The organism is Micromonospora sp. CNZ286, from assembly GCF_014207755.1.
This window is the reverse complement of record NZ_JACHIZ010000001.1, coordinates 2194376-2216685: the sequence shown is the minus strand read 5'-3', so window position 1 is coordinate 2216685 and position 22310 is coordinate 2194376. Positions and strand designations below refer to the sequence as shown.

Sequence of the window (22310 nt, the reverse complement as noted above, 5' to 3'; positions counted from 1 at the left end):
CGCCGGCCGACCAGCGATCGTCGATCCCCGCGCGAGGCGTCCCTGCCAGCCTGACCGGCGCCGGGCCCGGTAGGCCCGACGCCGCACCGTAGCGAAGGGCGATCAGGTGGCAGGTAACGAACCGACCGGACCGGTAGCACCGGTCACATTCATCAACCGCTTCACGGTGCACGCGTCCGCGGAGGAGTTCGAACGGACGTTCGCCGCGACCACCGCGTTCATGGCCGCGCAGGACGGCTACCTCGGCAACACGTTGCTGCGACACACCACCGACGAGCAGAGCTACGTCAACATCGCGGTGTGGCGCGACGCCGAACGATTCCACAACGCGCTGGCACAACCCGGATTCACCCCGCACGCCCGCGCCCTGCGAGCCCTGAGCAGCAGCGAACCGAACCTGTACCGGGAAGTCGCCGGAGAGCAGCGATGACCCCGTTGACCCGCCGCCGGTTGCTCGGCGGATCGATCGTCGCGGGCGGCTCCGCACTCGTCGGCGGTATCGGCGCGCCCGGCGGCGCCGCGGCCGCCGGCTGCGCACCCGAGTTCGGCGCGGTGAGCGTCGGGCGCGACGACCCGCGCTACCAGGAGCTCACGATCCGGGGCGCGAACCGCCGCTTCACCGGCACACCCGACTCGGTACGGCTGGTGAATACCCCCGCCCAGGTCGTCGAGGCGGTCCGGGACGCCCGGCGCACCGGAGCCCGGCTCGCGGTGCGCAGCGGCGGGCACTGCTTCGAGGACTTCGTCGACAGCCCCGAGGTTCGCCTGGTCATCGACGTCTCCGAGATGCGCGGCATCTCCTACGACCCGGTGCACCGGGCCATCTCCGTGCAGTCGGGAGCAACGCTGGGCCAGCTGTACCGGACGCTGTACCTCGCGTGGGGTGTCACTCTGCCGGCCGGCGTCTGCCCCAGTGTCGGAATCGGCGGGCACCTCGCCGGTGGTGGCTACGGCACGCTGGCGCTACGGCACGGGCTCGCGGCCGACCATCTCTACGGCGTCGAGGTCGTCGTCGTCGATGCGTCAGGACGGGTGCGCACGGTCGTCGCGACCCGGGCGCCGAACGACCCGAACCGCGACCTCTGGTGGGCGCACACCGGCGGCGGCGGCGGGAACTTCGGCGTCGTCACCCGCTACCTGCTGCGCTCCCCCGGCGCGACGGGCGCCAGCGCAGCCGCCCTGCTGCCCCGGCCGCCCGCCACGCTGCTGCACGCCGCGGTCAACTGGAACTGGAGCGACATCAACGAGCAGATCTTCCTCCGCCTCGTCCACAACTTCTGCCGGTGGCACGAGGAGCACGGCGGCGACGGGACGACCGACACCGGAATCGACGCGGGAATCTTCCTCTACCATAAGATCAACGGTCAGATCCAGCTCGGGGTGAACGTCGACGGCACCCGCCCGGATGCCGACGCGCTGCTCACCGGATACCTGGCCGCGCTGTCCGACGGACTCGGCATCACCAACACCGAGGAACGGTCGGTGACTCCGTGGCTGAAGGCCACCCTGTCGATGCCGCCTGCCGGCGACTACTCGTTCAAGGCCAAGGACGCGTTCCTGCGTACGGGCTGGACCGGCGAACAACTGTCCACCCTGTACCGCTATCTGTCCGAGGGCAGCTACGAGTTCTACGGCAGCAATGCCTTCATCGGGTACTTCGGCGGGAAGGTGAACACCGTCGATGCAGCGTCCACGGCGATGGCGCACCGCGACGCGCGCTTCGCCTCGGTGATCCAGTCGGTGTGGTTCACGCCCGAGCAGGAGACCAAGCTCCTCACCTGGGCCCGCGAGTGCTACCGCGATGTGTACGCCTCCACCGGCGGCGTACCGGTGCCGGGTGAGGCCTACAGCGGTACCTACATCAACTACCCGGACGTCGACATCGCCGATCCCGCGTGGAACCGGTCAGGGGTGCCCTGGCATGCGTTCTACTACCGCGACAACTATCCACGGCTGCAGCGGGTCAAGCGGACATACGACCCGCTCGACGTGTTCCACCACGGGCTATCCGTTCGGGCCTGGGAGTAGACGATGAGGATTCTGATCACCGGTGCGACCGGCAACGTGGGCCGGCACCTCATCGCGCATCTCCTCGCCCTACGCGTCGAGGTACGCGCGCTGACCCGCCAGGAACCAGCCGTCGCCGGGTTACCCCCGGGCGTCGAGATCGTCCGGGGCGACCTCGCGGCACCGGACACCCTCGGTCCCGCCTTCGACGGCGTCGACCGGATGTTCCTCTTCCCGGTCGCGGAAACCGCCGGGGCGGTGGCCGAGCGCGCCCGCGCCGCCGGGATCCGTCGCGCCGTCGTGCTCTCCTCGGACGCGGTCACCGACGGCACCGACACCGTCTACCACCTGCCGGTGGAGCGCGCGATTGAGAAGTCCGGCCTCGAGTGGACCCACGTGCGGCCCGGCGAGTTCGCGCTCAACAAGCTGGACACCTGGGGTCGCTCGATCCGCGAGAAGGGCGTGGTGCGTGCGGCCTACCCGGCGGCGCGCGGCGTACCGGTGCACGAGGCCGACATCGCGGCCGTCGCGGCGGCGGCGCTCACGAGCAACGACCACGTGGGCGCCGCGTACCGCGTGACCGGTCCGCAGCAGCTGACGCCGGGTGAGCAGGTGGCCGCGATCGCGACCGGCATCGGCCGTCCGCTCACGTTCATCGAGGTGAGCCCGGCGGAGGCACGCGCGGACCTGATCGGCCTCGGCTTCCCGGAGCAGATCGCCGACTACCTCCTCGCCTTCGAGGAGCGGTGGGTCGAACATCCACCGCAGGTCTCTCCCGATGCCGAACGGGTGATCGGCCGCCCGACCCGCACGCTCGCCGAATGGGCCGCCGACCACGTCGCGGACTTCTGACCGGACTCCGAGAGAAGACCGGGTCGCTGTGTTCGTCGGTCAGGTGACCGACGAACACAGCGACCCGTTATCGCACCGCAGGCGTCTGCGCGGTGACGAACCGGACCGGGGTGTCGATGACGAGCGGTCCCGCGCCGTCGCGCATCTCATCGAGGGCCTTGATGAGCCGGGCCCGCAGCGCGGCGGCGTCGTCGGCGGTCAGGTGGTCCCACATCAGCCGCATGCCGTGCGTGTGTGACCAGTCGACCCAAACCTCTCCGGTGGCCGCGACGAGCGGTACCGCCTCGTCATGCACGTCGACATCGACGAATCCCGCCGCCTCCATTGTCGCGCGCAGGTCGGCCGGGCCCTCCAGCCAGCTGTTGAAGCGCCGCTGCAGCGCCTCCGGCCGCCATTGCTCGGGCAGGCTGCGCAACAGATCGTTCGGAATCAGCTCGGTGAAGACCGGCGGGAGGAAGGGAAAGGTGCCGGTGCGGAACTGGGGGCTGGTGAAGCCAATCCGGCCGCCCGGCACCAACACCTGCGCGTAGCGGCGCAACGCGCTGCGCACGTCGGGCAGGAAGATGAGGCTGTAACTGCCGATCACGACGTCGAACGAGGCCGCCGGGAAGTCGACCCGTTCGCCGTCCATGACGCGTGCCTCGACGTTGCCGACGCCGCGCCGGGCGGCTTCGGCACGGGCTGTTTCGACCATGCCCGGCGCGATGTCGATGCCGACGACGCGGCCGGCCGGACCGACCCGGGCCGCAGCCGGGAACAGGCAGGCGCCGGAGCCGCAGCCGACGTCGAGGACCCGGTGGCCGGGTGCGGGCGCGACACGCTCGACCAGCCGTCGCCCCATCGGTCCGAAGAACTCGACCCCGAGCCGGTCGTAGGTCCCGGCGACCCGGTCGAAAGCAGCGGCCACCTCGGTCTTGTAGTCCGAGGCCTTGAGCGTCGTCACGGCCGCCACCCGCCGTTCTCCGGCCACGGGTCACCGAGCTGGCGCAGGGTGCCCTGGAAGTCGGGCCAGTCGCGGTGGTCGCGGATCTTGCCGTCGACGATCCGGAAGAGGTGGATCTGCTCGCCGGCGAAGCGCCGGCCGGTCGGCGGGATCCCGACGAGGTTGCCGACGTGACGGCCGTACAGCACAAGGTGGGCGCGGACCCATTCGCCGTTCTCGGTAACGTTGATCTCTTCGAGGTGCGCCTCCTCGGAGAACGTCCGGCGTACCCAGGCGACGACCATCGCGAAGGCCTTCGGACCCTGCGAGATGCCGTGTTCGAGCGTCGCCGGGTTGAGGTACTCCTCGTGGATGTACTCGTCGACGTCGTCGGTCTTGCCGGTGTTGAACGCGTTGATCACGCGCCGTACGGCGTCGGTCTGACTGCTCATGCGGTGCTCCTACCGATGGTCGGGGCGGTTGCCCGACCCTGGCAGCAGCCGATCGTCACCGGTTCGAACCCGGCTCGAACGGCGCTCGCACACACGTACCCGACGGTCCGGTCTCCAGACAGACCCGCTCGAGGTGCGGAGCGCAGAATCCGGCCATGGGTAATGGGAACACGTCCGCGCTGAGGCGCAGCATCGTCATCACCGGCGGCGGCACCGGCATCGGCCGCGCCGTGGCCCGCGGGTTCGCCGAGCAGGGCGATGACGTCCTGATCGTCGGCCGTACTGGGGCGAGCCTGAGGGACACCGCCGAGGGTTACCCGGGCATCCGGACGTCTGTCGCCGACATCACCGCTCCCGGCGCACCGCAGGTCGTCGTCGACGCGGCTCAGCAGGCGTACGGGCGGATCGACGTCCTGGTCAATAACGCCGCCACGTCGGTCGCGAAGCTCCTCGCCGACACCACGGAGGACGAGATCCAGTCGCAGTTCGCGACGAATGTCATGGCACCGATCCACCTGACGCGGTGTGCTCTCGAACCCCTCGCGGCCAGCCGGGGCGTGGTGGTCAACATCAGCACGGCGGGCGCGCTCGGCCAGCGGACGTGGCCCGCCAACGGGGCGTACGGCGCGAGTAAGGTGGCGCTGGACTTCCTGACCCGCACCTGGGCCGTCGAGATGGCTCCGCGCGGGATCCGGGTCGTGGGGATCGCGCCCGGCGTCGCCGATACGGGTATCGGGGTCCGCAGCGGCATGACCGAGGAGCAGTACGCCGACTTCCTCAAGTGGATGGCCGACCGTGCGCCGGCGGGACGGGTCGGCACGCCGGAGGAGATCGCCACTTGGGTGCGCAAGCTCGTCGAGCCGGACGCCGGTTACCTGACCGGCGTAGTGATCCCGATCGACGGGGGCCTGTCCCTCACCTGACGCCGTGACGTGCCGTCAGCCGTTCGAGGACTGGTACCACCTCGCGGGGGGCCGGCATGCCGAGGGCCTCGCGCCGCAGCCGCGTCGCCCGGTCGCGAAGCCGTCTGTCAGTCAGGGCCCGCTCCACCAGCGCGGAGGTCGCGGGCACCTCCCGCACGCGCAGACCCGCGCCAAGCCGCTCGAGGCGGCTCGCCTTCAACCCGGTGTCCCACAGCATGTCCGGCACCAGCACCTGCGGCACCCCGTGCACGAGCGCGGTCTGGAACGAACCGGCTCCGCCGTGGCTCACCACGGCGGAGCAGAGCGGCAGCAGCGCGTCCAGCGGCGCGAAGTCCACCACCCGTACGCGCTCGGTGTCGACGCCGTCGCGCTGACCGCCCGACAATGTCGCCACCACCTCGACGCCCAGGTCGGCGATCCCGTCCAGCAACCGGGCGACGGGTACGCGGTCCGCGCCCCAGATCTCCCGGTGTGAGATTCCCATCGTGACGCATACCCGGGGCACCTCCGGATCGAGTTCGGCCAGCCACGCCGGAACGACCGAGGGCCCGTTGTACGGCACGTATCGCATGCCGATGCGGGGCGATGCGGTGCCCAGGCTCAACGAGGACACCACCGGATCCACGGTCCACTGCCCGACCACCACCTCCTCGCTGAACGTGCGGCCGTGCCTGCGCAGCACGCCGTCGAGCCACTCGCGCAGCGGATCGTCGCACGCGGACGCGGGGCGTCGTGCGGCCGCGCGCAGGAACGCGCCGCGGGCGTGGCCGAGGATGTCCAGTCCGAACAGCACCCGCGCGTGGGCGGCGCCGCACGCCGCCGCCGCCACCGGGCCGGCGAACGACATCGTGTCCCACAGCACCAGATCGGGCTTCCACCTGCGGGCGAACTCCACCAGGCCGTCGACCATGCCGTCGGTGTAGTACCGAAAGACCATCGGCGTGTACGCCGCGAAGACGCCGAGAAGGTAGTCGTAGGTGAGCGTCGTCGGGTCGGTCTCGGCGAGGTCGAGCAGCTCCGGCCAGTCCGCCCAACCGAAGGTCCCGCCGCCGTCTTGCGCGGCCCCGCTCTCGACGTCCCCGCCGGTGTCCTGTTCACCGACGCTCGGGATCGGCTCGCCGACCCCTGCGAACGGCAGGCCGGCGCTGACGACGTGCTCCTCCCCCTCGGGGTGGGTCGCGACGCACACGTCGTGGCCGGCCGCACGTAGCGCCCACGCGATCGGCACGAGGCTGTAGATATGGGACCGGACCGCGAAGGTCGTCAGGAGTACCCGCATACCGCGAAGCTAGGAGCGGGCCGTGGTGGCCGGCTCGAAGCGCGCTGGGCAGCCCGTCAGCGAAAGTCGTCGGCGTGGTCCTGAGCCCACTGCGCGAACGTGCGCCCGGGCCGGTCGGTCACACTCTCGGCCGTGGGGTGCTCCTCCACCGTGTCCTTGTCGTACTGGTGCTCGGCCTCCGGCGTCGTCTCCTCGTTGGAGTACGTGACGAGACCTAGCAGGAACGGTGCGTTCGCTGCTGCCCAGCCACCGAGCGCCTGGTAGTACGCCAATGCCTCCTGCGCGGTGACGTCCTTGAAGGACAGTTCCCGTCCGACCGCCGCGGCGATCGCCTCCAGCTGCTCGGCGTGGGTGAGCGGCTGCGGCCCGACGATGGTGTAGGCCTTACCTGTGTGCCCGTCTTCGAGTAGCGCGAGAGCAGCGATGTCGGCGACGTCACGCTCGTGCGTCGGCACGCCGACGGCGTCCGGATGCGGGTCGTACACTGCGTTCTCGGCACGGATCGACGGCGCCCACATGTGCAGAGTGTTGGTCGCGAACTCGCCGGGCCGGACATGGGTCCACTCCAGGCCGGACTCCTCGACTGCCCGCTCGACCGGCAGGTGGAAGTCGGTGTCGTAACCCGTGGTCACCGCCCCCGACGACAGCACGACGATGCGCCGCACGCCGGCCTTCACGGCGCGGGCGACTACCTCACGCGCGGTCTCCGGTGCCGGGAAGAGGTACATCCGCTCGACGCCTTCAAGCGCCTCGCTCAGCGAGTCCGGCCGGCTCAGGTCGCCGCGGACCAGGTCCACGCCGGCCGGCACCTTTGCTCTGGCCGGGTCGCGGGTCAGCGCGCGGACGTCGACGCCGGCGGACACCAACTGCGGCAGGACGTTGCGGCCAACGTAACCCGTCGCACCGGTCACAAGGATCCTCATCGTTGCTCCCATTGGCTTGTAGGGGTGGTGTCCGGTCGCGTTCACGCGTCGCGGACGACACCACGCTCGAGCGTGCGGATGACCGTCGACGTGACCTCGTGCCGCGACATCATGCCCTGGCCGGACATTTCGCAGCCGGTATAGACCAGCGACCACAGGACGTGCTGGATCCACCGCGCATCAACGGCGTGATCGAAGACCCCCTCCTGCTGACCTCGCTCGATCAGCAGGATGACCGGCTGCACGATCGGCGGCTTCTCGGGCTTACGGTTGGCGAACTCCTCCGCCAGCCGTGGGTCGCCGAACAGGAACAGCAGACGGTCGCCGAGCTCCACCATGGCCGCCACCAGGCGGCGCATGGCGTCGAGCGGCTTGCCCTGCTCGACGTGCGCGTCGACGACGGCTTGCTCGATCGCCGTGTAGCAGTCGGCGACCACCGAGTTGATCAGCTCGTCGCGGTCGGGGAAGTAGCGGTGCAGTGTGCTACGACCCACGTCGGCCGCCACCGCGACGTCGGCCAGGGTGGCCGAACGATTGTGCGCGAAGACCGACGCCGCAGCGTTGAGAATCGCGCGCCGGGTTCGGTTGCGCGTTCCGGACTCCGGCACCTCCGTGACCATTGACCCAGCCTAGCAGGATAGTGGCCCAGAGCGGAACATGAGTGCAACTAATTTGGAGATCGTACTCCACGATTGGCACATCCTGATCCCACTTCTCCGGCTCGAAAGCGGAGACGGGGTCATCGAGTCCGACTCGAGCGGATCGCAAGCGCCCGGTGCGAATCTCTGGGCCTGAGGCAGCCGCCGTCCGCATTCGAGGAGACCTTCATGCGGGTCCTGTTCACGACGTTCGCTGCCCCCTCGCACCTGCAGATCCAGGTGCCGATCGCGTGGGCGCTGCGCGCAGCCGGGCACGACGTCCGGATCGCGGGCCAGCCGGATCTCGCCGACGCCGTCGCGCGGACCGGCCATCTGTTCGTGCCCGTCGGCGAGCCGCTCGCCCTGTCCGAACAGATCGACCGGCCCGACGACGGCTCCGTCGACTTCACGGCACTGGCCGACCTGAGCTGCCGGCGGCCCGACCGGCGCACGCGCGAATACCTGCGCACCGCCCTGGCGATATCCACCGACGTCTACCGAGCACTGAACCCGGAGCCGATGATCGCACAGCTCGTCGACCTCGTCTTCGACTGGAGGCCCGACCTCGTCGTCTGGGACACGATGACGTTCGGCGGCGCCGTCGCCGCGATGGCCGGCGGCGCCGCGCACGCGCGGCTGCTGTTCGGACTCGACCTGATCGCCCGCGCACGGATGGAGTACCGGCGTCACGACGCACCCGACGACCCGTTCCGCGACTGGCTCGGCAGCGCGCTCGACAAGTACGGCGTCGCGTTCGCCGAGGAAGCCGTGGTCGGGCAGTGGACGATCGATCCCGTGCCACCCTCGGTCGGGCTCGCCACCGACCAGCTTCGTGTGCCGGTCCGGTACGTGCCCTACAACGGTGCGGCCACGGCGACGGAGATGACGTGCGCCCCGGCGCACCGGCCACGCGTGTGCCTGACGCTCGGTCAGAGCGGACGCGACGTGCTCGGCCGCGACCGCGCCGCGAGCGCCGAACTGCTCGCCGCCGCGGCCGAGATCGACGCCGAGATCGTCGCTACGCTCGACGCGCGGCAACTCGCCGGCCTCGGCCCGGTGCCGTCAAACGTCCGGGTCGTCGATTTCATGGCCCTTGACGTGCTGCTGCCAACCTGCTCGGCGATCATCAACCACGGCGGCTCCGGCTCGATGCAGACCGCGCTGCTGCACGGCGTACCGCAGGTCGTCGTGCCCGACCTGATGTGGGACACCGAATACAAGGCCGAGCTGATCGAACGTGCGGGTGCCGGGGTGTGGATCCGGGACCCGGACTTCCCCGCGCCGGCCCTGGCCGCGGCCGTCCGCCGTGTCTTGATCGATCCGTCGTACCGCGAGGCGGCGGCGCGGCTGCGACGCGAGGTGCTCGGCGCCCCGACACCGGCCGACATCGTTCCCGCCCTCGAACTGCTCACCGAGCAGCATCGTCGGCCGGTCACCGCCGGTCCGAACTGATCGTCCATCGCCCAACCGATTCGGGAGCACCGAATGTCATCCACCATGCAGGCCCGCGCACTGAAGGTCGAAGGCGCCGTCGAATTCACCCCACGGGTCTTCCCCGACGACCGCGGGATCTTCGTCTCGCCCTTCCAGGAGACCGCCTTCGTCGAGGCGCTCGGCCACCCACTCTTTCCGGTGGCCCAGACGAACCACAGCCGCTCACGCAAGGGCGTGGTCCGGGGCGCGCACTTCACCCTCACCCCGCCCGGAATCGCCAAGTACGTGTACTGCGCGCGGGGCAAGACGATCGATTTCGTCGTGGACATCCGAGTCGGTTCCCCGACCTTCGGGCAGTTCGATCAGGTCCTGCTCGACCAAGAGGCGTTCCGGGCGGTCTACCTGCCGGTTGGCGTGGCCCACGCCTTCGCCGCGCTCGAGGACGACACCGTCGTGTCGTACATGCTCTCCGACGGCTACGTCGAGGCGCACGAGAAGGCGGTCAACGTGCTGGACCCGGCGCTGAACCTGCCGCTGCCGACCGGCGTCGAGCGGGTGCTCTCCGATCGGGACAGGTCCGCGCCCACGATCGAGGAGGCCCGCAGACTGGGTCTGCTACCGGACTACGCACAGTGCCAGAAGCTGGAGAGCGAACTGTTCGCCGCGCCCCGGGGCCGCGAGTGAGCACCGCGGTCGCGGTACTCGGGGCCACCGGTGGCGTCGGGCAGCACGTGTGCTCGGCGTTCCGTGCCTCCGGTGACCACGTGCTCGGCATCGCCCGGCGCCCATCCGCGGCGGGCTCCGCCCTCCGCCTGGACCTCGCGGAGGCTGCGCCGGCGCAGCTCGCCGCAGCGTTGACCGCACACCGCACCGAGATCGTGGTGAACGCGACGGGGGGCTGGGTCCTCAGCGCCGAGGCGATGCACCTCGCCCACGTCCAGATCGTCGAACGGCTGGTCGCCGCCAGCACACTCATGCCCGATCCGCCGCGCATCGTCCACATAGGCACCATCCACGAGTACGGCCCGGTGCCGGCCGGGACACTGATCGACGAGAGCCGCACGCCGGAGCCGCAGACCGGATACGCCCGGACGAAGCTGGCCGGTTCACAGGCGCTTCTGAACGCGACCGCCGCCGGCACCGCACGGGGCGTGGTCCTGCGCGCGGTCAACGTGTGCGGGCCGGGCACGACTTCCGCCAGCTTCCTCGGCGCGGTCCTCGACCGGATCCGCGACGTCCGGCCGGGCGACCGCGTGCCGATGACGATTGCCGACGCGCGCCGCGACTACCTCGACGTGCGGGACCTCACCGACGCGGTCGTCCGGGCGGCCCGCGCGCCCGAGAGCACGGTGGGTCAGGTCATCAACGTCGGCCGCGGCGAGGCGGTCGCCATGCGGCAGCTCGTCGACTGGCTCCTGGCCGCGGCCGGACTGCCGCCCGACACGATCGACGAGCAGGGCGCCGCGGTGCAGAGCAAGGGCGGAGACTGGACCCGGGCGGACATCCGCCGGGCGGCGCGGCTGCTCGGCTGGCAGCCGCGGACCGCGCTCGACGCGTCGCTGCGCGACATGTGGCACGACGCGGCAAGGCGGTACAGCGAAGCTTGAGGGCACCACGAGCGCGCGTTCCTAGCTTGTCCGCATGACGGCGACCAGCACAGACGACGCCCTCGGCTCGACCCTCATGACACTGCGCGGCTTCCAGTGGGTGTACGGGGCCCGGCAGGACCCCTACGCCCTCCTGCTCCGGGCAGAGAGCGACGACCCCCACGAACTCGGCCGGCGCGTACGCGCGAACGGTGCGCTGACCTGGAGCAGTGCCGAGGCCTGGGTCACCGCGACGCACGCCTTGGCCGTCCGGCTGCTCCGCGACGAGCGGCTCGGGCTGCGCAAACCGCCGCCCACCGACAGCGCACCGTCGTGGGCCATGCCGACCCTCGACGACGTGCTGCCCCTCGACGACGTGGGGCTCCAACTCGACCGGACGGACTGCGAACGCTTCGGGCGAAGCGTCGCGGCGGCACTCGCCGCACCACGCCTGAGAAAGGCACACACGGAGATCACCGTCCGGATCGACCGGCTGGCCGCCGGCCTCAACGGCACGTTCGACCTGACCTCGGACTACGCGGTGCCCGTCGCCACCATGGCCACCTCTGTCCTGCTCGGCGTGCCGGCAGCGCACCAGGAGGAGTTCGCGCGGCTGTGTGCGGGCGCCGCGACCGCCCTCGACGCCACGCTGTGCCCGCCGCGGTTGGACACCGCCCGGCTGCTGCTCGACTCGATCGCCGGGCTGCGGGAACTGCTCGTCTCGCTGCCGACCGGCGCCGGTGACGACCTGCTCGGCGAGCTGACGCGCACCGAGCCGGACAGCGTCCTGCCGGTGGCGCTGCTCCACTGTGCCGTCGGCGCCGACCTTACGGCGACGCTGATCGCCAACACCATGTGCGCGCTGCTCGCCGAGCCTGGGCGGTGGACAGCCGTGGCGACGGAGCCGGGTCTCGCTGCCGCCGCGGTACGCGAAACCCTGCGCTTCGCGCCGCCCGTCCGGCTGCAACGCCTCGTCGCCCGCACCGACCTCGATCTGGACGGCACCGCGATCACGGCGGGCAGCGAGGTCGTGGTCCTGCTCGAAGCTGCCAATCGCGACCCCGCCGCGTTCGCCGACCCGGACCACTTCGATCCGGGACGCGAGCCGGCTGCCGAGATCCTCTGGGCGCACCCTGCGATGCCGGCCGGCGTCGTCGCCGAGACGGTACGCCAGCACGCCACCGTCGCCGTGTCCGCCCTCGCGGCACACCTGCCCACGTTGCGTGCCGCCGGCGAGGGCTACCGGCGGCTGCGGTCCCCCGTGACCGGCAGCCCGCTGTCGCGGCCCGTCGTTGCGTGAGCGAAAGGAGGCGCGGACATGCGAGTACTCATCACCTGCTTTGCCGTCGACAGCCACTTCAGCGGATGCGTGCCCCTCGCCTGGGCCCTGCGCACCGCCGGGCACCAGGTTCTCGTCGCCGGACAGCCGGCGCTCATCGAGGCCGTCGTGCGTGCCGGACTCACCGCGGCGCCGGTCGGCGTCGACCACGCCCACGACCAGATGCTCGCCAAGGTCGGCGCTGACATCCTCGCGCTGCACGACGACCGCGACTACCTGGAAAAGCGCCACGACAGGCTGGGCTTGGAGTTCCTCAGGGGCCACGAGACCGTGATGACTGCGCTGTTCTACTCCAAGGTGAACAGCGACTCGATGATCGACGACGTCGTAGACCTGGCCTACGGCTGGCAGCCGGACCTGGTGCTGTGGGAGCCGTTCACGTTCGCGGGTGCGGTCGCCGCCCGGGTCACCGGCGCGGCGCACGCCCGGCTGTTGACGATGCCGGACATGTTTCTCAGCACCCGTGAGCGACACCTGTCCATGCTCGACCGGCTACCTGCCGGGCGGCGCGACGACGTGCTCGCGTCCTGGCTCGACTCGACCCTTGCGCGCTACGGTCACGGCTTCGACGAGGAGATCGTCACCGGGCAGTGGTCCATCGACCCGATGCCCGAGGGCATTCGGATCGACACCCGGCAGCCGACCGTGCCGATACGCTACATCCCCTACAACGGCCAGGTGCCGTCGATCGTGCCGGACTGGTTGCGCGAGCCGCCCGGCAGGCCGCGTCTGTGCGTGACGCTCGGCATGACCGCCCGTACCAGCAACTGGTCGAACATGATCGCCATCGAGGACCTCTTCGAGGTCGTCGCGGAGCTCAACGTCGAGGTGGTCGCCACGCTCTCCGCCGAGGAGCAGGCCCTCGTGCCGGACGTGCCGGACAACGTCCGGCTGGTCGAACACGTGCCGCTCGACGTTCTGCTGCCGACGTGCGCCGCCGTCCTGCACCACGGGGGCCTGGGCACCTGGGCGACTGCTGCAGCGCTGGGCGTACCGCAGTTGTCGCTCGGATACATGTGGGACGCGGTCTACCGGGCCCAGCGCACCGAGGCGCTCGGTGCGGGACTGGCCCTGCACTCCTCCGACCTCACCCCGGCGAGGCTGCGCGGCCTCCTGGCCCGAATCCTCGACGAGGGCTCGTTTCGGCACCGGGCCGGACAGCTACGCGAGGCCATGAGTGCGATGCCCTCGCCGAACGACGTGGTTCCAATGCTGGAGAAGCTCACCGCAGAGCGCGGGTGAGGCGCCGCAGCGCCGGCACCAGTTCGGCCGGTGCCGGCGCGGCGAGCATCTCGACCCGCAGCCGGGCGGCCGCGGCCGCGAAAGACGACTCCTCGAGCACTCTCGACAGCAGTGCGCGCAGCTCCCGCGCCGTGCACTTCTCGGCGCTGCCGCACAGTGCCGCTCCCGCCTCCGCCACCCGCCACGACTTCAGATGGTTGTCGAGCAACACCGCCGGCACGATGACCTGGGGTACGCCGTGGATGAGTGCGGTCTGGGAGGTGCCTGATCCGCCGTGGTGGATGATGGCGGCGCAGGTGGGCAGGAGCACGTCGAGGTTGACGAACTCGACGGTGCGGACGTTGTCCGGTATGGGGTAGCCGGGCGGGATCTGGCTGTTGCTCAGGGTGGCGACGACGTCGACGTCGAGGGTGGCGACGGCGTCGAGGAGTTCGGTGACCGCGGTCCGGTCCCCGCCGAGGGTTTCGCGGAACGAGCGGCCCAGGGTGAGACAGACCCGGGGCCGGGTCGGTGGCTCACGTAGCCAGTCGGGGACGGTCGCGGGCCCGTTGTAGGGGGTGTAGCGCATCGGCAGGTAGTGGTGGTCGACCGGCAGCCGGAGTGAGGCCGGGACGGGGTCGATGGTGAACTGTCCGAGGACGGCCTGCTCGGTGAACGGGTGGCCGTGCCGGGCCAGGACGTCGCCGAGCCACTCCTGCAGCGGGTCGTCGCGCAGGGCCGGCACCCGCCCTCGCAGCAGTTCGAGGTAGGTCGACCGCATGTGCCCGAAGACGTCGAGACCGAACAGCAGCCGCGCATGGGCGGCGCCGCTGGCGATCGCCGCGACCGAACCGGCGAAGGTCACCGGGTCGCGGACGACGAGATCCGGACGCCAGTCCTGGGTGAACGCAACCAGATCATCGATCATCCCAGCGGAGCAGGACAGTTGGTGGTCCAGCGACGTCCAGGCGGTCAGCACGGACTGGACGTAGTCGTACGTGAGCCGCTGCCGGCGCAGCTCGCACAGGTCGAACAGCTCCCAGCGCATCCGGCCGCCCGGGCCCCACAGCTCGTCGCCGGTGAACTCCCACCGCTCGGCCACCTCTTCCACGACGTCCTGTGACCACCGGTCCGCGCCGAGCGGCGGCCCGACCGCGACGGCTGTGAGCCCGGCGCCGGTGATCGTCTCCGTGAGATCCGGCTGGCTCGCCACCCGCACGTCGTGGCCGGCCGCACGCAACGCCCACGCCAGGGGTACCTGCGCGTGCAGGTGCGTCGGCGCGGCGATGGTCGTGAAGAGCACCCGCATGCCGGACACCTTGGACGTCACGGCTCGTGCCGGCCCTGAGCCCCGATGGAGCAGCGGGTTCAGCGCCGGTCCACCGATCGTCGACCGCCCCGACAGCGGCGATCGCCACGATGTGGCTCGGCACGAAGGACGGGAGAGAACATTGACGCAGGACAGCCTCGCTGTCGTTACCGGCGCGACGAGCGGCATCGGACACGCGGTCGCGACGTTGCTCGCCGAACGCGGATCGACGGTCTACATCTGCGCCCGCGACGGCCACGCCGTCGACCTGACCGTCAAGGAGCTGCGCGCGAAGGGTCACGACGTTGACGGCCAGGCGTGCGACGTCCGCGACGCCGGCCAGGTGCGGGCGTTCGTCACCGCGGCCGTCGAACGGTTCGGACCAGTCGGCGTACTCGTCAACAACGCCGGCCGCAACGGCGGCGGGGTGACCGCCCAGATCACCGACGAGCTGTGGCTCGACGTGCTGGAGACCAACCTCACCAGCGTGTTCCGGATGACCCGCGAGGTGCTCACCACCGGCGGCATGCTGGAGCGCGGGTGGGGACGTGTCATCAACATCGCGTCGACCGGCGGCAAGCAGGGTGTCGTGCTCGGAGCGCCGTACTCGGCGTCGAAGCACGGCGTCGTCGGCTTCACCAAGGCCCTCGGGTTGGAGCTGGCCAAGACCGGCGTGACGGTCAACGCCGTCTGCCCCGGGTACGTGGAGACGCCGATGGCCGAGCGGGTCCGACGGGGGTACGCCGAGGTCTGGGACAGCACCGAGGACGAGGTGCTCGCCAGGTTCCAGGCGAAGATCCCGCTCGGCCGCTACAGCACTCCGCAAGAGGTCGCCGGCCTCGTCGGCTACCTCGTCACCGACACTGCCGCCCCGATCACCGCGCAGGCGCTCAACGTCTGCGGCGGACTCGGCAACTACTGACCCGAGGGGAACGACGACATGTCGGAACAGCACACCGATCACCGGGTGACCGTGGCCGCACCCGTAGCGGTGATCTACGACCTCGTCGCCGACGTGAGCTGCTGGCCGGTGGTGTTCCCACCGACCGTGCACGCCGAACAGATCGAGCGCAGCGGCGACGGGGAGCGGATCCGGATCTGGGCCACCGCGAACGACGAGGTCAAGAACTGGACCTCGCGGCGGATCCTGGACCGGGCGGCACGCTCGATCACGTTCCGGCAGGACCGGCCGGCTCATCCGGTGGCGGCCATGAGCGGCGAGTGGCGGTTCGAACCGGCCGGACCCGACAAGACGGTCGTGCGGCTGCTGCACACCTACCGGGCGGTCGACGACGATCCAGGTCACCTCGACTGGATTCGGCGCGCCGTCGACCGCAACAGCGAGGCCGAACTGAGCGCGCTGGCCGCTGCGGCGGGGCGCGACGACGAGCTGCTGCTGTCCTTCGAGGACGCGGTGTCGATCAACGGAAGGGCCGCGGACGCGTACACCGTCATCGACGAGGCCGGGCTGTGGCCGCAGCGGTTGCCGCACGTCGCCCGGGTCGTCCTCGACGAGCGCGTACGCGGTGTCCAGAGCCTCGCCATGGACACCCGCACCGCGGACGGATCGGTGCACACGACCGTGTCGATCCGCATCTGCCTGCCGCCGGACCGCATCGTGTACAAGCAGCTGCAGACGCCGAAGCTGATGAGCGCGCATACCGGGTTCTGGTCGTTCCGCGAGCACAACGGCGACACCGAGATGGTGGCCGGACACACCGTCGTGATCAACGAGTCGGCGATCGCCGGCGTTCTCGGTGAGGATGCCACGGTCGCCGACGCTCGCTCGTACATCCGCGCCGCGCTCGGGCGCAACAGCGGCACCACGATGCGGCACGCGAAGGCGTACGCGGAGCAGGCCCGCCGGGGCTGACGATGCGGGTGCTCTTCACAACCTTCGCCCAGCCGACGCACCTGCACGCGCAGGTGCCCCTGGCGTGGGCGTTGCGTGCGGCCGGCCACGACGTGCGGGTGGCGAGCCAGCCGGATCTCACGGAGGCGATCACCGGCGCCGGGCTCACCGCTGTCGCGGTCGGCGAGCCGCTGAACCAGCAGGAGCAGGTGCGGGAGTTGGACGAGCAGCACCGGCGCGAGGTCGAGGAGGCGCCCGACGACGAGCCGGCGCCGGCGGACTACATCGAGTTGACCGACATCAGCGAGCTGCGCGACGAGATCCTCACCTACGAGTACGTGCAGAGGCAGCTGACGGCTGTGACGATGTTCGGCTTCCGGACGCTGTGCCCGGATCGGATGATCGACGATCTCGTCGCGTTCGCGCGGGACTGGCGTCCGGATCTCGTCGTGTGGGACTCGGTGACCTTCGCCGGTGCGGTCGCGGCGATCGCGAGTGGGGCGGCGCACGGGCGGCTGCTGTTCGGCCTGGATCTGGTCGGCCATGTCCGGCAGCGGCACCTGGAGCTGCTGCGAGGGCGGGTGCCGGCCCTGCGCGACGACCCGCTGCAGGAGTGGCTCGGCGACGTCCTGGCCCGGCACGGCCACCCGTTCACCGAGCAGGCCGTCCTCGGACAGTTCACCATCGACCCCGTCCCGGCCTCACTCCGGCTGCCGGTCGACCACCACTACCTGCCGATGCGCTACACCCCCTACAACGGGCCCGCGACCGTCCCCGACTGGCTACGTGAGCCACCGACCCGGCCCCGGGTCTGTCTCACCCTGGGCCGCTCGTTCCGCGAAACCCTCGGCGGGGACCGGACCGCGGTCACCGAACTCCTCGACGCCGTCGCCACCCTCGACGTCGACGTCGTCGCCACCCTGAGCAACAGCCAGATCCCGCCCGGCCACCCCATACCGGACAACGTACGCACCGTCGAGTTCGTCAACCTCGACGTGCTCCTGCCCACCTGCGCCGCCATCATCCACCACGGCGGATCAGGCACCTCCCAGACCGCACTCATCCACGGCGTACCCCAGGTCATCGTGCCGTACAAGCTGTGGTGCAACGGCCCGCGGGCCGAACGCATGGAGCGCGCCGGGGTGGCGGTGTGCGGGGTCGCGGGACGGTCCGCGGCGAGCGAGGTGCGGGCGTTGATCCGACGCGTCCTCGACGAGCCGTCGTTCCGGGCCTGCGCCGGCGACCTGCGCCACGAGATGCTCGCCGCTTCGACCCCGGCGGAGCTGGTACCGGTGCTGCGGCGGCTCGCGCAGACCTGAACCCGCGCCCACCTGAACCGGCCGCCTCCCTGTCGGCTGCGGCCGGTTCACGGCCGGGCTCAGACCACCCGGACTTCCGGCACATACAGGATCCACTTGCCGCCGGCCTTCCGGAACTCCTGCTCCTTGGCGATGATCTCATCGGCGTGGTTCCAGGCGAACAACAGCGCATAGTCGGGGTACGGGGCGGCGAACGCATCCCGCGACCGCACCGGGATGTGCGAACCGGGGGTCAGCCGGCCCTGCTTGTTCGGCGTCGTGTCGGAGATGAAGGAGATCAGGTCGGGTCCGATGCCGCAGTAGTTCGTCACCGTCGCGCTCTTCGCGGTCGCGCCGTAGCCGACCACCGTCTGGCCGTTGGCCTTCAACTGCCGCAGCAGCGTGGTCAGTTCCTCCCTGGCCTGCTCCACCCGGCCGACGAACTGCTTCAGCGTACCTTGCCCGGCGAGGTCACGGCCGTGCTCCTCGGCCACCAGCGCGGCGACCCGCGCGGAGGCTGGACGGGCGCCGCGCCGCGCGATCGTGTACCGCACTTCGCCGCCGTGCACTGGCAGCCGCTCGACGTCGACCAGTTCGAACCCGAACCGTGCCGCCATCGCCTGCACCGACACGGCCGAGAAGAAGTAGAAGTGCTCGTCGTAGATCTGGTCGAACGAGGTGCGGTCGACGATCTCGGCGAGGTACGGGTCCTCGAACACGAAGATGCCGTCGGGTGCCAGCAACTCGTCGACGCCGCGGAAGATCGAGTCGAGGTACGGGATGTGGCAGATGGTGTTCGCGGCGTAGATCACCTGCGCCGGCCCGGACGCGGCCCGGATCTGCTGTGCGGAGGACTCCTGGAAGAATTCGGTGGTCACCTGTACGCCGTAGGCGCGGGCGACCGCGGCGACGCTCTGCGAGGGCTCGACGCCCAAGTGCCGGATCCCGGCGTCGGCGATGACCTTCAGCATGACGCCGTCGTTGCAGCCCAACTCGACCAGAAACGCATCGTCGCCGGTCAGCTCGGTGTCGATGAAGTGCTTGGCGGTCTGCTCGAAGTGCTTGCGCATAGTGGCCGAGCCCGACGACAGGTACGGGTAGTGCCCGTTGAACATCAGGTGCCGCGGAACCTCCTCGATCAGCTGCACCATCGAGCACTGCCCGCACACCCCGACGGCCAGGCGGAAGAAGAACTCGTCGCCGACGTAGTCCGGCTCCAGAAAGCCGCTGGACAGCGGCTGCGGGCCGAAGTCACAGAACTCGCGCAGTTCCCCACCGCACGTCCGACAACTCAACATGACCGGTATCCCCATTCTCGTGCGGCTGCTGTCGATCCGGTTACCGTCGGCCAAGGCGCTGGTCGTCAGCTCAACGACGACTGGACGGCGGCTAGCGGGCCGGCCTCCGCCGGTTCCCGGTACTCCTCGGCAAGCAGCGCGGCGGCGAGCTTGCGGTAGAACACCGGCACCGCCGGCTCCTTCGGACTGAGGTGACCGCGTCCGGCAAAACGGGATCCGACGGCCCGCTGCACCTCTTCGAGGCCACGCTGGTCCTCGCCGTTGATCACCGCGGCGTAGGCCTCGTTCCCCTCGCGGATCTGCTGAAGCTGCTCGGCGTCGGTGCCCTCGACGGTCTGACTCGGCGCCAGGATCCCGCCGCGCACCTCGGTCCGGTCGATCGCGGTCGGGATGAAGCTGAGCCAGATCACCGTCTCGCCGGCCGCGGCGAAACTCGTGCAGGGAAAGACCGAGACGTTGTAGACCTGGCGTCGCTCCTGTTCGGTCAGCCGGAGGAACTCCACCTCCTGCGGCTCCTTGAACGGCACCGTGAACCGCAGCACCAGGGGTGAATCGTCGCGCACGTCGGTGTCGGAACCGCCCGGCGTCGACGGCTGGATCGTCTCCGGGTGGAAGCCCATGACGTGATAGTTCTCGTGGACGTTCTCGACGGCGACCTTCCAGTTGCAGTGCCAGTCCTCGACGAACGAACCCACCTGCGTCATGGCGCCCAGCTCGTAATTACCCAGGTCCTCGCCGATGCGGCTCAGGTGGGTGCGCAGCGGCGGTGCGCCGCTGTCGAGGTTGACGAAGACGAAACCCTGCCACTGTTCGACGGCGAACCCGGGAAGCCGGCAGGTGCCGGGGTCGAAGGCGGGGTTCCCCCGCATGTGCGTCGCAGCGATCAGCTGGCCGTCCAGGCCGTAGCGCCACAGGTGGTACGGGCAGGTGAAGTGCTCGGCCCGCCCGGCACCGGCCGCGACGACCGGCATCATCCGGTGCCGGCAGATCGGCGACATCGCGTTGAGTGCGCCGGTGCGGTCGCGGGTCAGCAGCAACGGCTCCCCCGCGATCGTCAGCGCGAGGTAGTCGCCGGGCCCGGCGAGCTGGTCCGCCCGGGCCACCATGATCCACGAGCGGCGGAAGATCCGGTCCAGTTCCAGCTCATACAGCTCGGGCGAGGTGAACGCTCGTGGCGGCAGGCTGATCCACGGCGGCTGCGGCGTCACGTACTCACGTAACTGGTCCAGCAGGGCGTCGAGCTCGCCGCTGCCCCGGTTCGGTGTCGTCATCAGAACCCGACTCTCTTCCCGGTCGTAGGGCTGGAACTCCGGACGATCCCAGGCTGCGCTCGAAACGGACTCGGGCAGCGAGCACGCCCGGCCGGTGCGGGTCTACCGGCTGACGCGAAGGACTCGAGCGGCGCGCCGCACCCTGTGGGCGGCAGTCACCGTGACGGGAGGACGTAGTCCATGGGAGACACAGGCGCGCGAAGCATGATCGATCCGATTTCTGACGAGACCATCCGCCGCTACCGGGAACAGGGCTTCGTCCACGTGCCGGGCGTGCTCGACGCCGACGAGGTGGCCCGGTATGCCGAGGCGGCCGCCCAGCTCCTCGACAGCCACATGGAGATCTGGGACGGCGTCAACGGTGTCGAGGTCAACTACGTCGCGCAGGCCTGGCGCAAGAGCGACACGATCCGGGAACTGGCCCTTCACCCGGCGATCGGTTCGATCGCGCTGCAGCTCGCCGATGGCCCGATGCGGCTGTACACCAGCGAGGTGCTCGCGAAGGAGCCGCACAAGGCGGCGCCGACGCTCGTACACGACGACGAGACCGGGCTGCCGTTGTCGTCGTTGTCGCGGGCCTTGACCGCCTGGGTGGCGCTGTCCGACGTCCCGGTCGAGCGCGGTTGCCTGTCGTACGTGCCCCGTTCGCATCTGCGACCGCCGGAGCACCGGCAGGAGCACATGACGAGTTTCGAGGAGTTCGCCGACATCACCGACATCTGGCCGGAGTTCCCGTGGCAGCCGCGGGTGACCGTGCCACTGCGCGCCGGTGACGTGACGTTTCACCACTGCCGTACCGTGCATCTGGCCGGTAGCAACACGTCCGACGCACGTCGGATGGGCCACGGCATCGTGTACGTCAATGCTGACGCCACCTACCGCCCCGGCGTCCAGGACGGGCACATGGCGGGATTCGAGCCCGGCCAGCCGCTGGACGACGAGGGATTCCCGCTCATCACCCTGTAGCGCGGAGGGAGGAGAGGTAGCGGGCCAGGGCTACGCGATGGTAGCCCGGCCCGAAACCCAACGCCGTCACCTCCGGTACGAGCGTGCGCAGCTTGGCGATCGACGGGCAGTGCGACACTGTCGAGTCGAGGAGCACCCGCTCGGCCGTCACGCCGAGATGCCGCTCCAGCACGTCGATCACGGCCGCGATCTCAGCGCAGTCGCCCGACGCCACGTTGACGACCTCGTCGGTGACGCCGGTGGCGAGCAGCCGGTCGACGACCGTCATCCAGTCCTCGACGTGGACGATGTCGCGCCGGGCGCCTGGTTGGACCGTGACGCGTCCGGCGCGAAGCTGCCGGATGATGGCGGGCACGAGCCGGAACTCCGGTTCTCCGGGACCGAGCACGTACCCGAGGCGCAGGATCAGGTACGGAACGCCGCAGTCGCGGATCATCCCTTCCAGATCCAGCTTGTGCCGTCCGTACGGGAGGGCCGGCTCGACGGGGTCGTCTTCGCGTCCCTGGCAACCCGGCCCGCCGTACATGCTGACGGTCGAGAAGAACACCAACTGCCGGCCGTCGCGCACACAGTCCCGGAGTGTGTCGGCCACCAGCCGAGCCTCCCGCTCGTGCTCGGCGTCCGGCAGCGGGTGCCTCGGTACCCCGGCAGCGAGCACGGTGACGCCGGGGTACGCGTCCGCGAGCGGCCGCAGATGCCGGGCGAGGAAACCGCTGCCGATCAGACGCATCGGGTCGGCA

Annotated in this window: 22 protein-coding genes; 13 read left to right on the top strand and 9 right to left on the bottom strand. The window is 70.3% G+C overall.

Annotated features, from left to right (window positions below):
* The first annotated feature begins 106 nt into the window (after positions 1-106).
* Genes FHX31_RS10280 through FHX31_RS10270 form a run of 3 tightly spaced genes read left to right on the top strand, consistent with a single transcriptional unit; the run spans position 107 to position 2859 of the window.
* On the top strand, positions 107-430 hold the full coding sequence (locus tag FHX31_RS10280) for an antibiotic biosynthesis monooxygenase family protein (RefSeq protein WP_013287142.1): 324 nt from the start codon (positions 107-109) through the stop codon (positions 428-430).
* Entirely contained in the window at positions 427-2028 is a 1602-nt protein-coding gene (locus tag FHX31_RS10275; RefSeq protein ID WP_013287143.1) for an FAD-binding oxidoreductase, read from the top strand. The genes FHX31_RS10280 and FHX31_RS10275 overlap by 4 nt, the downstream gene beginning before the upstream one ends.
* 3 nt (positions 2029-2031) lie before the next feature.
* Complete coding sequence (locus FHX31_RS10270; protein ID WP_013476224.1) at positions 2032-2859, top strand: NAD(P)H-binding protein; 828 nt, start codon at positions 2032-2034, stop codon at positions 2857-2859.
* Between the two features lie 67 nt (positions 2860-2926).
* Here the strand turns inward: FHX31_RS10270 and FHX31_RS10265 are convergent, their stop codons facing one another.
* Both FHX31_RS10265 and FHX31_RS10260 read right to left on the bottom strand, forming a co-directional pair.
* Positions 2927-3802 carry a class I SAM-dependent methyltransferase gene (locus FHX31_RS10265; RefSeq protein ID WP_041784625.1) on the bottom strand — a complete coding sequence of 292 codons (876 nt, stop codon included), beginning with the start codon at positions 3800-3802 and terminating at the stop codon, positions 2927-2929.
* The gene (locus tag FHX31_RS10260) at positions 3799-4233 is read right to left on the bottom strand and encodes an ester cyclase (RefSeq protein WP_123109506.1); all 435 of its coding nucleotides are present in this window, start codon (positions 4231-4233) and stop codon (positions 3799-3801) included. The genes FHX31_RS10265 and FHX31_RS10260 overlap by 4 nt, the downstream gene beginning before the upstream one ends.
* Positions 4234-4388: 155 nt before the next feature.
* Here FHX31_RS10260 and FHX31_RS10255 point away from each other — a divergent pair, with 155 nt between their 5' ends.
* Entirely contained in the window at positions 4389-5156 is a 768-nt protein-coding gene (locus tag FHX31_RS10255; protein WP_123109507.1) for an SDR family NAD(P)-dependent oxidoreductase, read from the top strand.
* On the opposite strand, the gene FHX31_RS10250 is transcribed toward FHX31_RS10255, so the two are convergent.
* Genes FHX31_RS10250 through FHX31_RS10240 form a run of 3 tightly spaced genes read right to left on the bottom strand, consistent with a single transcriptional unit; the run spans position 5149 to position 7978 of the window.
* The gene (locus FHX31_RS10250) at positions 5149-6435 is read right to left on the bottom strand and encodes an activator-dependent family glycosyltransferase (protein ID WP_013287148.1); all 1287 of its coding nucleotides are present in this window, start codon (positions 6433-6435) and stop codon (positions 5149-5151) included. The two genes, FHX31_RS10255 and FHX31_RS10250, sit on opposite strands and share 8 nt — an antisense overlap.
* Before the next feature lie 56 nt (positions 6436-6491).
* Positions 6492-7358: an SDR family oxidoreductase gene (locus FHX31_RS10245; protein WP_123109508.1), complete on the bottom strand. Its 867-nt coding sequence runs from the start codon at positions 7356-7358 to the stop codon at positions 6492-6494.
* A gap of 41 nt (positions 7359-7399) precedes the next feature.
* Entirely contained in the window at positions 7400-7978 is a 579-nt protein-coding gene (locus tag FHX31_RS10240) for a TetR/AcrR family transcriptional regulator (protein ID WP_013287150.1), read from the bottom strand.
* Between the two features lie 207 nt (positions 7979-8185).
* Between FHX31_RS10240 and FHX31_RS10235 the strand changes: the two genes are divergently transcribed.
* From FHX31_RS10235 to FHX31_RS10215, 5 genes are read left to right on the top strand one after another with little or no spacing between them, the layout of a single operon-like run.
* A complete protein-coding gene (locus FHX31_RS10235; protein WP_047894062.1) occupies positions 8186-9448 on the top strand; it encodes an activator-dependent family glycosyltransferase in 1263 nt (420 codons plus the stop codon).
* Positions 9449-9493: 45 nt separating this feature from the next.
* The gene (locus FHX31_RS10230) at positions 9494-10114 is read left to right on the top strand and encodes a dTDP-4-dehydrorhamnose 3,5-epimerase family protein (RefSeq protein WP_174361802.1); all 621 of its coding nucleotides are present in this window, start codon (positions 9494-9496) and stop codon (positions 10112-10114) included.
* A complete protein-coding gene (locus tag FHX31_RS10225) occupies positions 10111-11037 on the top strand; it encodes an NAD-dependent epimerase/dehydratase family protein (protein WP_013476218.1) in 927 nt (308 codons plus the stop codon). The genes FHX31_RS10230 and FHX31_RS10225 overlap by 4 nt, the downstream gene beginning before the upstream one ends.
* 34 nt (positions 11038-11071) lie before the next feature.
* Positions 11072-12316: a cytochrome P450 family protein gene (locus FHX31_RS10220; RefSeq protein WP_123109509.1), complete on the top strand. Its 1245-nt coding sequence runs from the start codon at positions 11072-11074 to the stop codon at positions 12314-12316.
* A gap of 18 nt (positions 12317-12334) precedes the next feature.
* Positions 12335-13597: an activator-dependent family glycosyltransferase gene (locus tag FHX31_RS10215; RefSeq protein ID WP_013287155.1), complete on the top strand. Its 1263-nt coding sequence runs from the start codon at positions 12335-12337 to the stop codon at positions 13595-13597.
* Here FHX31_RS10215 and FHX31_RS10210 read toward each other — a convergent pair.
* Complete coding sequence (locus FHX31_RS10210; protein WP_184975823.1) at positions 13578-14885, bottom strand: activator-dependent family glycosyltransferase; 1308 nt, start codon at positions 14883-14885, stop codon at positions 13578-13580. The two genes, FHX31_RS10215 and FHX31_RS10210, sit on opposite strands and share 20 nt — an antisense overlap.
* A gap of 112 nt (positions 14886-14997) precedes the next feature.
* On the opposite strand from FHX31_RS10210, the gene FHX31_RS10205 reads away from it, so the two are divergent.
* The 3 genes from FHX31_RS10205 to FHX31_RS10195 are packed head-to-tail and all read left to right on the top strand — an operon-like array spanning position 14998 to position 18056.
* Positions 14998-15807 (top strand): SDR family NAD(P)-dependent oxidoreductase, encoded by an 810-nt coding sequence (locus FHX31_RS10205; RefSeq protein WP_369751983.1) that lies wholly within the window; start codon positions 14998-15000, stop codon positions 15805-15807.
* Positions 15808-15825: 18 nt separating this feature from the next.
* On the top strand, positions 15826-16758 hold the full coding sequence (locus FHX31_RS10200; protein WP_013287158.1) for an aromatase/cyclase: 933 nt from the start codon (positions 15826-15828) through the stop codon (positions 16756-16758).
* Positions 16759-16760: 2 nt separating this feature from the next.
* On the top strand, positions 16761-18056 hold the full coding sequence (locus tag FHX31_RS10195) for an activator-dependent family glycosyltransferase (RefSeq protein WP_013476213.1): 1296 nt from the start codon (positions 16761-16763) through the stop codon (positions 18054-18056).
* A gap of 59 nt (positions 18057-18115) precedes the next feature.
* Here FHX31_RS10195 and FHX31_RS10190 read toward each other — a convergent pair whose 3' ends face one another.
* Together FHX31_RS10190 and FHX31_RS10185 are read right to left on the bottom strand one after the other, a co-directional pair.
* The gene (locus tag FHX31_RS10190) at positions 18116-19333 is read right to left on the bottom strand and encodes a class I SAM-dependent methyltransferase (protein ID WP_013287160.1); all 1218 of its coding nucleotides are present in this window, start codon (positions 19331-19333) and stop codon (positions 18116-18118) included.
* A 65-nt stretch (positions 19334-19398) separates the two neighbouring features.
* Positions 19399-20604, bottom strand: coding sequence for an aromatic ring-hydroxylating oxygenase subunit alpha (locus FHX31_RS10185; protein WP_184975820.1), 1206 nt, complete (start codon positions 20602-20604; stop codon positions 19399-19401).
* Positions 20605-20808: 204 nt separating this feature from the next.
* Between FHX31_RS10185 and FHX31_RS10180 the strand changes: the two genes are divergently transcribed.
* Complete coding sequence (locus FHX31_RS10180; protein WP_232236803.1) at positions 20809-21570, top strand: phytanoyl-CoA dioxygenase family protein; 762 nt, start codon at positions 20809-20811, stop codon at positions 21568-21570.
* Here the strand turns inward: FHX31_RS10180 and FHX31_RS10175 are convergent.
* Entirely contained in the window at positions 21560-22300 is a 741-nt protein-coding gene (locus FHX31_RS10175) for an NAD-dependent epimerase/dehydratase family protein (RefSeq protein WP_030275177.1), read from the bottom strand. The two genes, FHX31_RS10180 and FHX31_RS10175, sit on opposite strands and share 11 nt — an antisense overlap.
* Positions 22301-22310 lie beyond the last annotated feature (10 nt).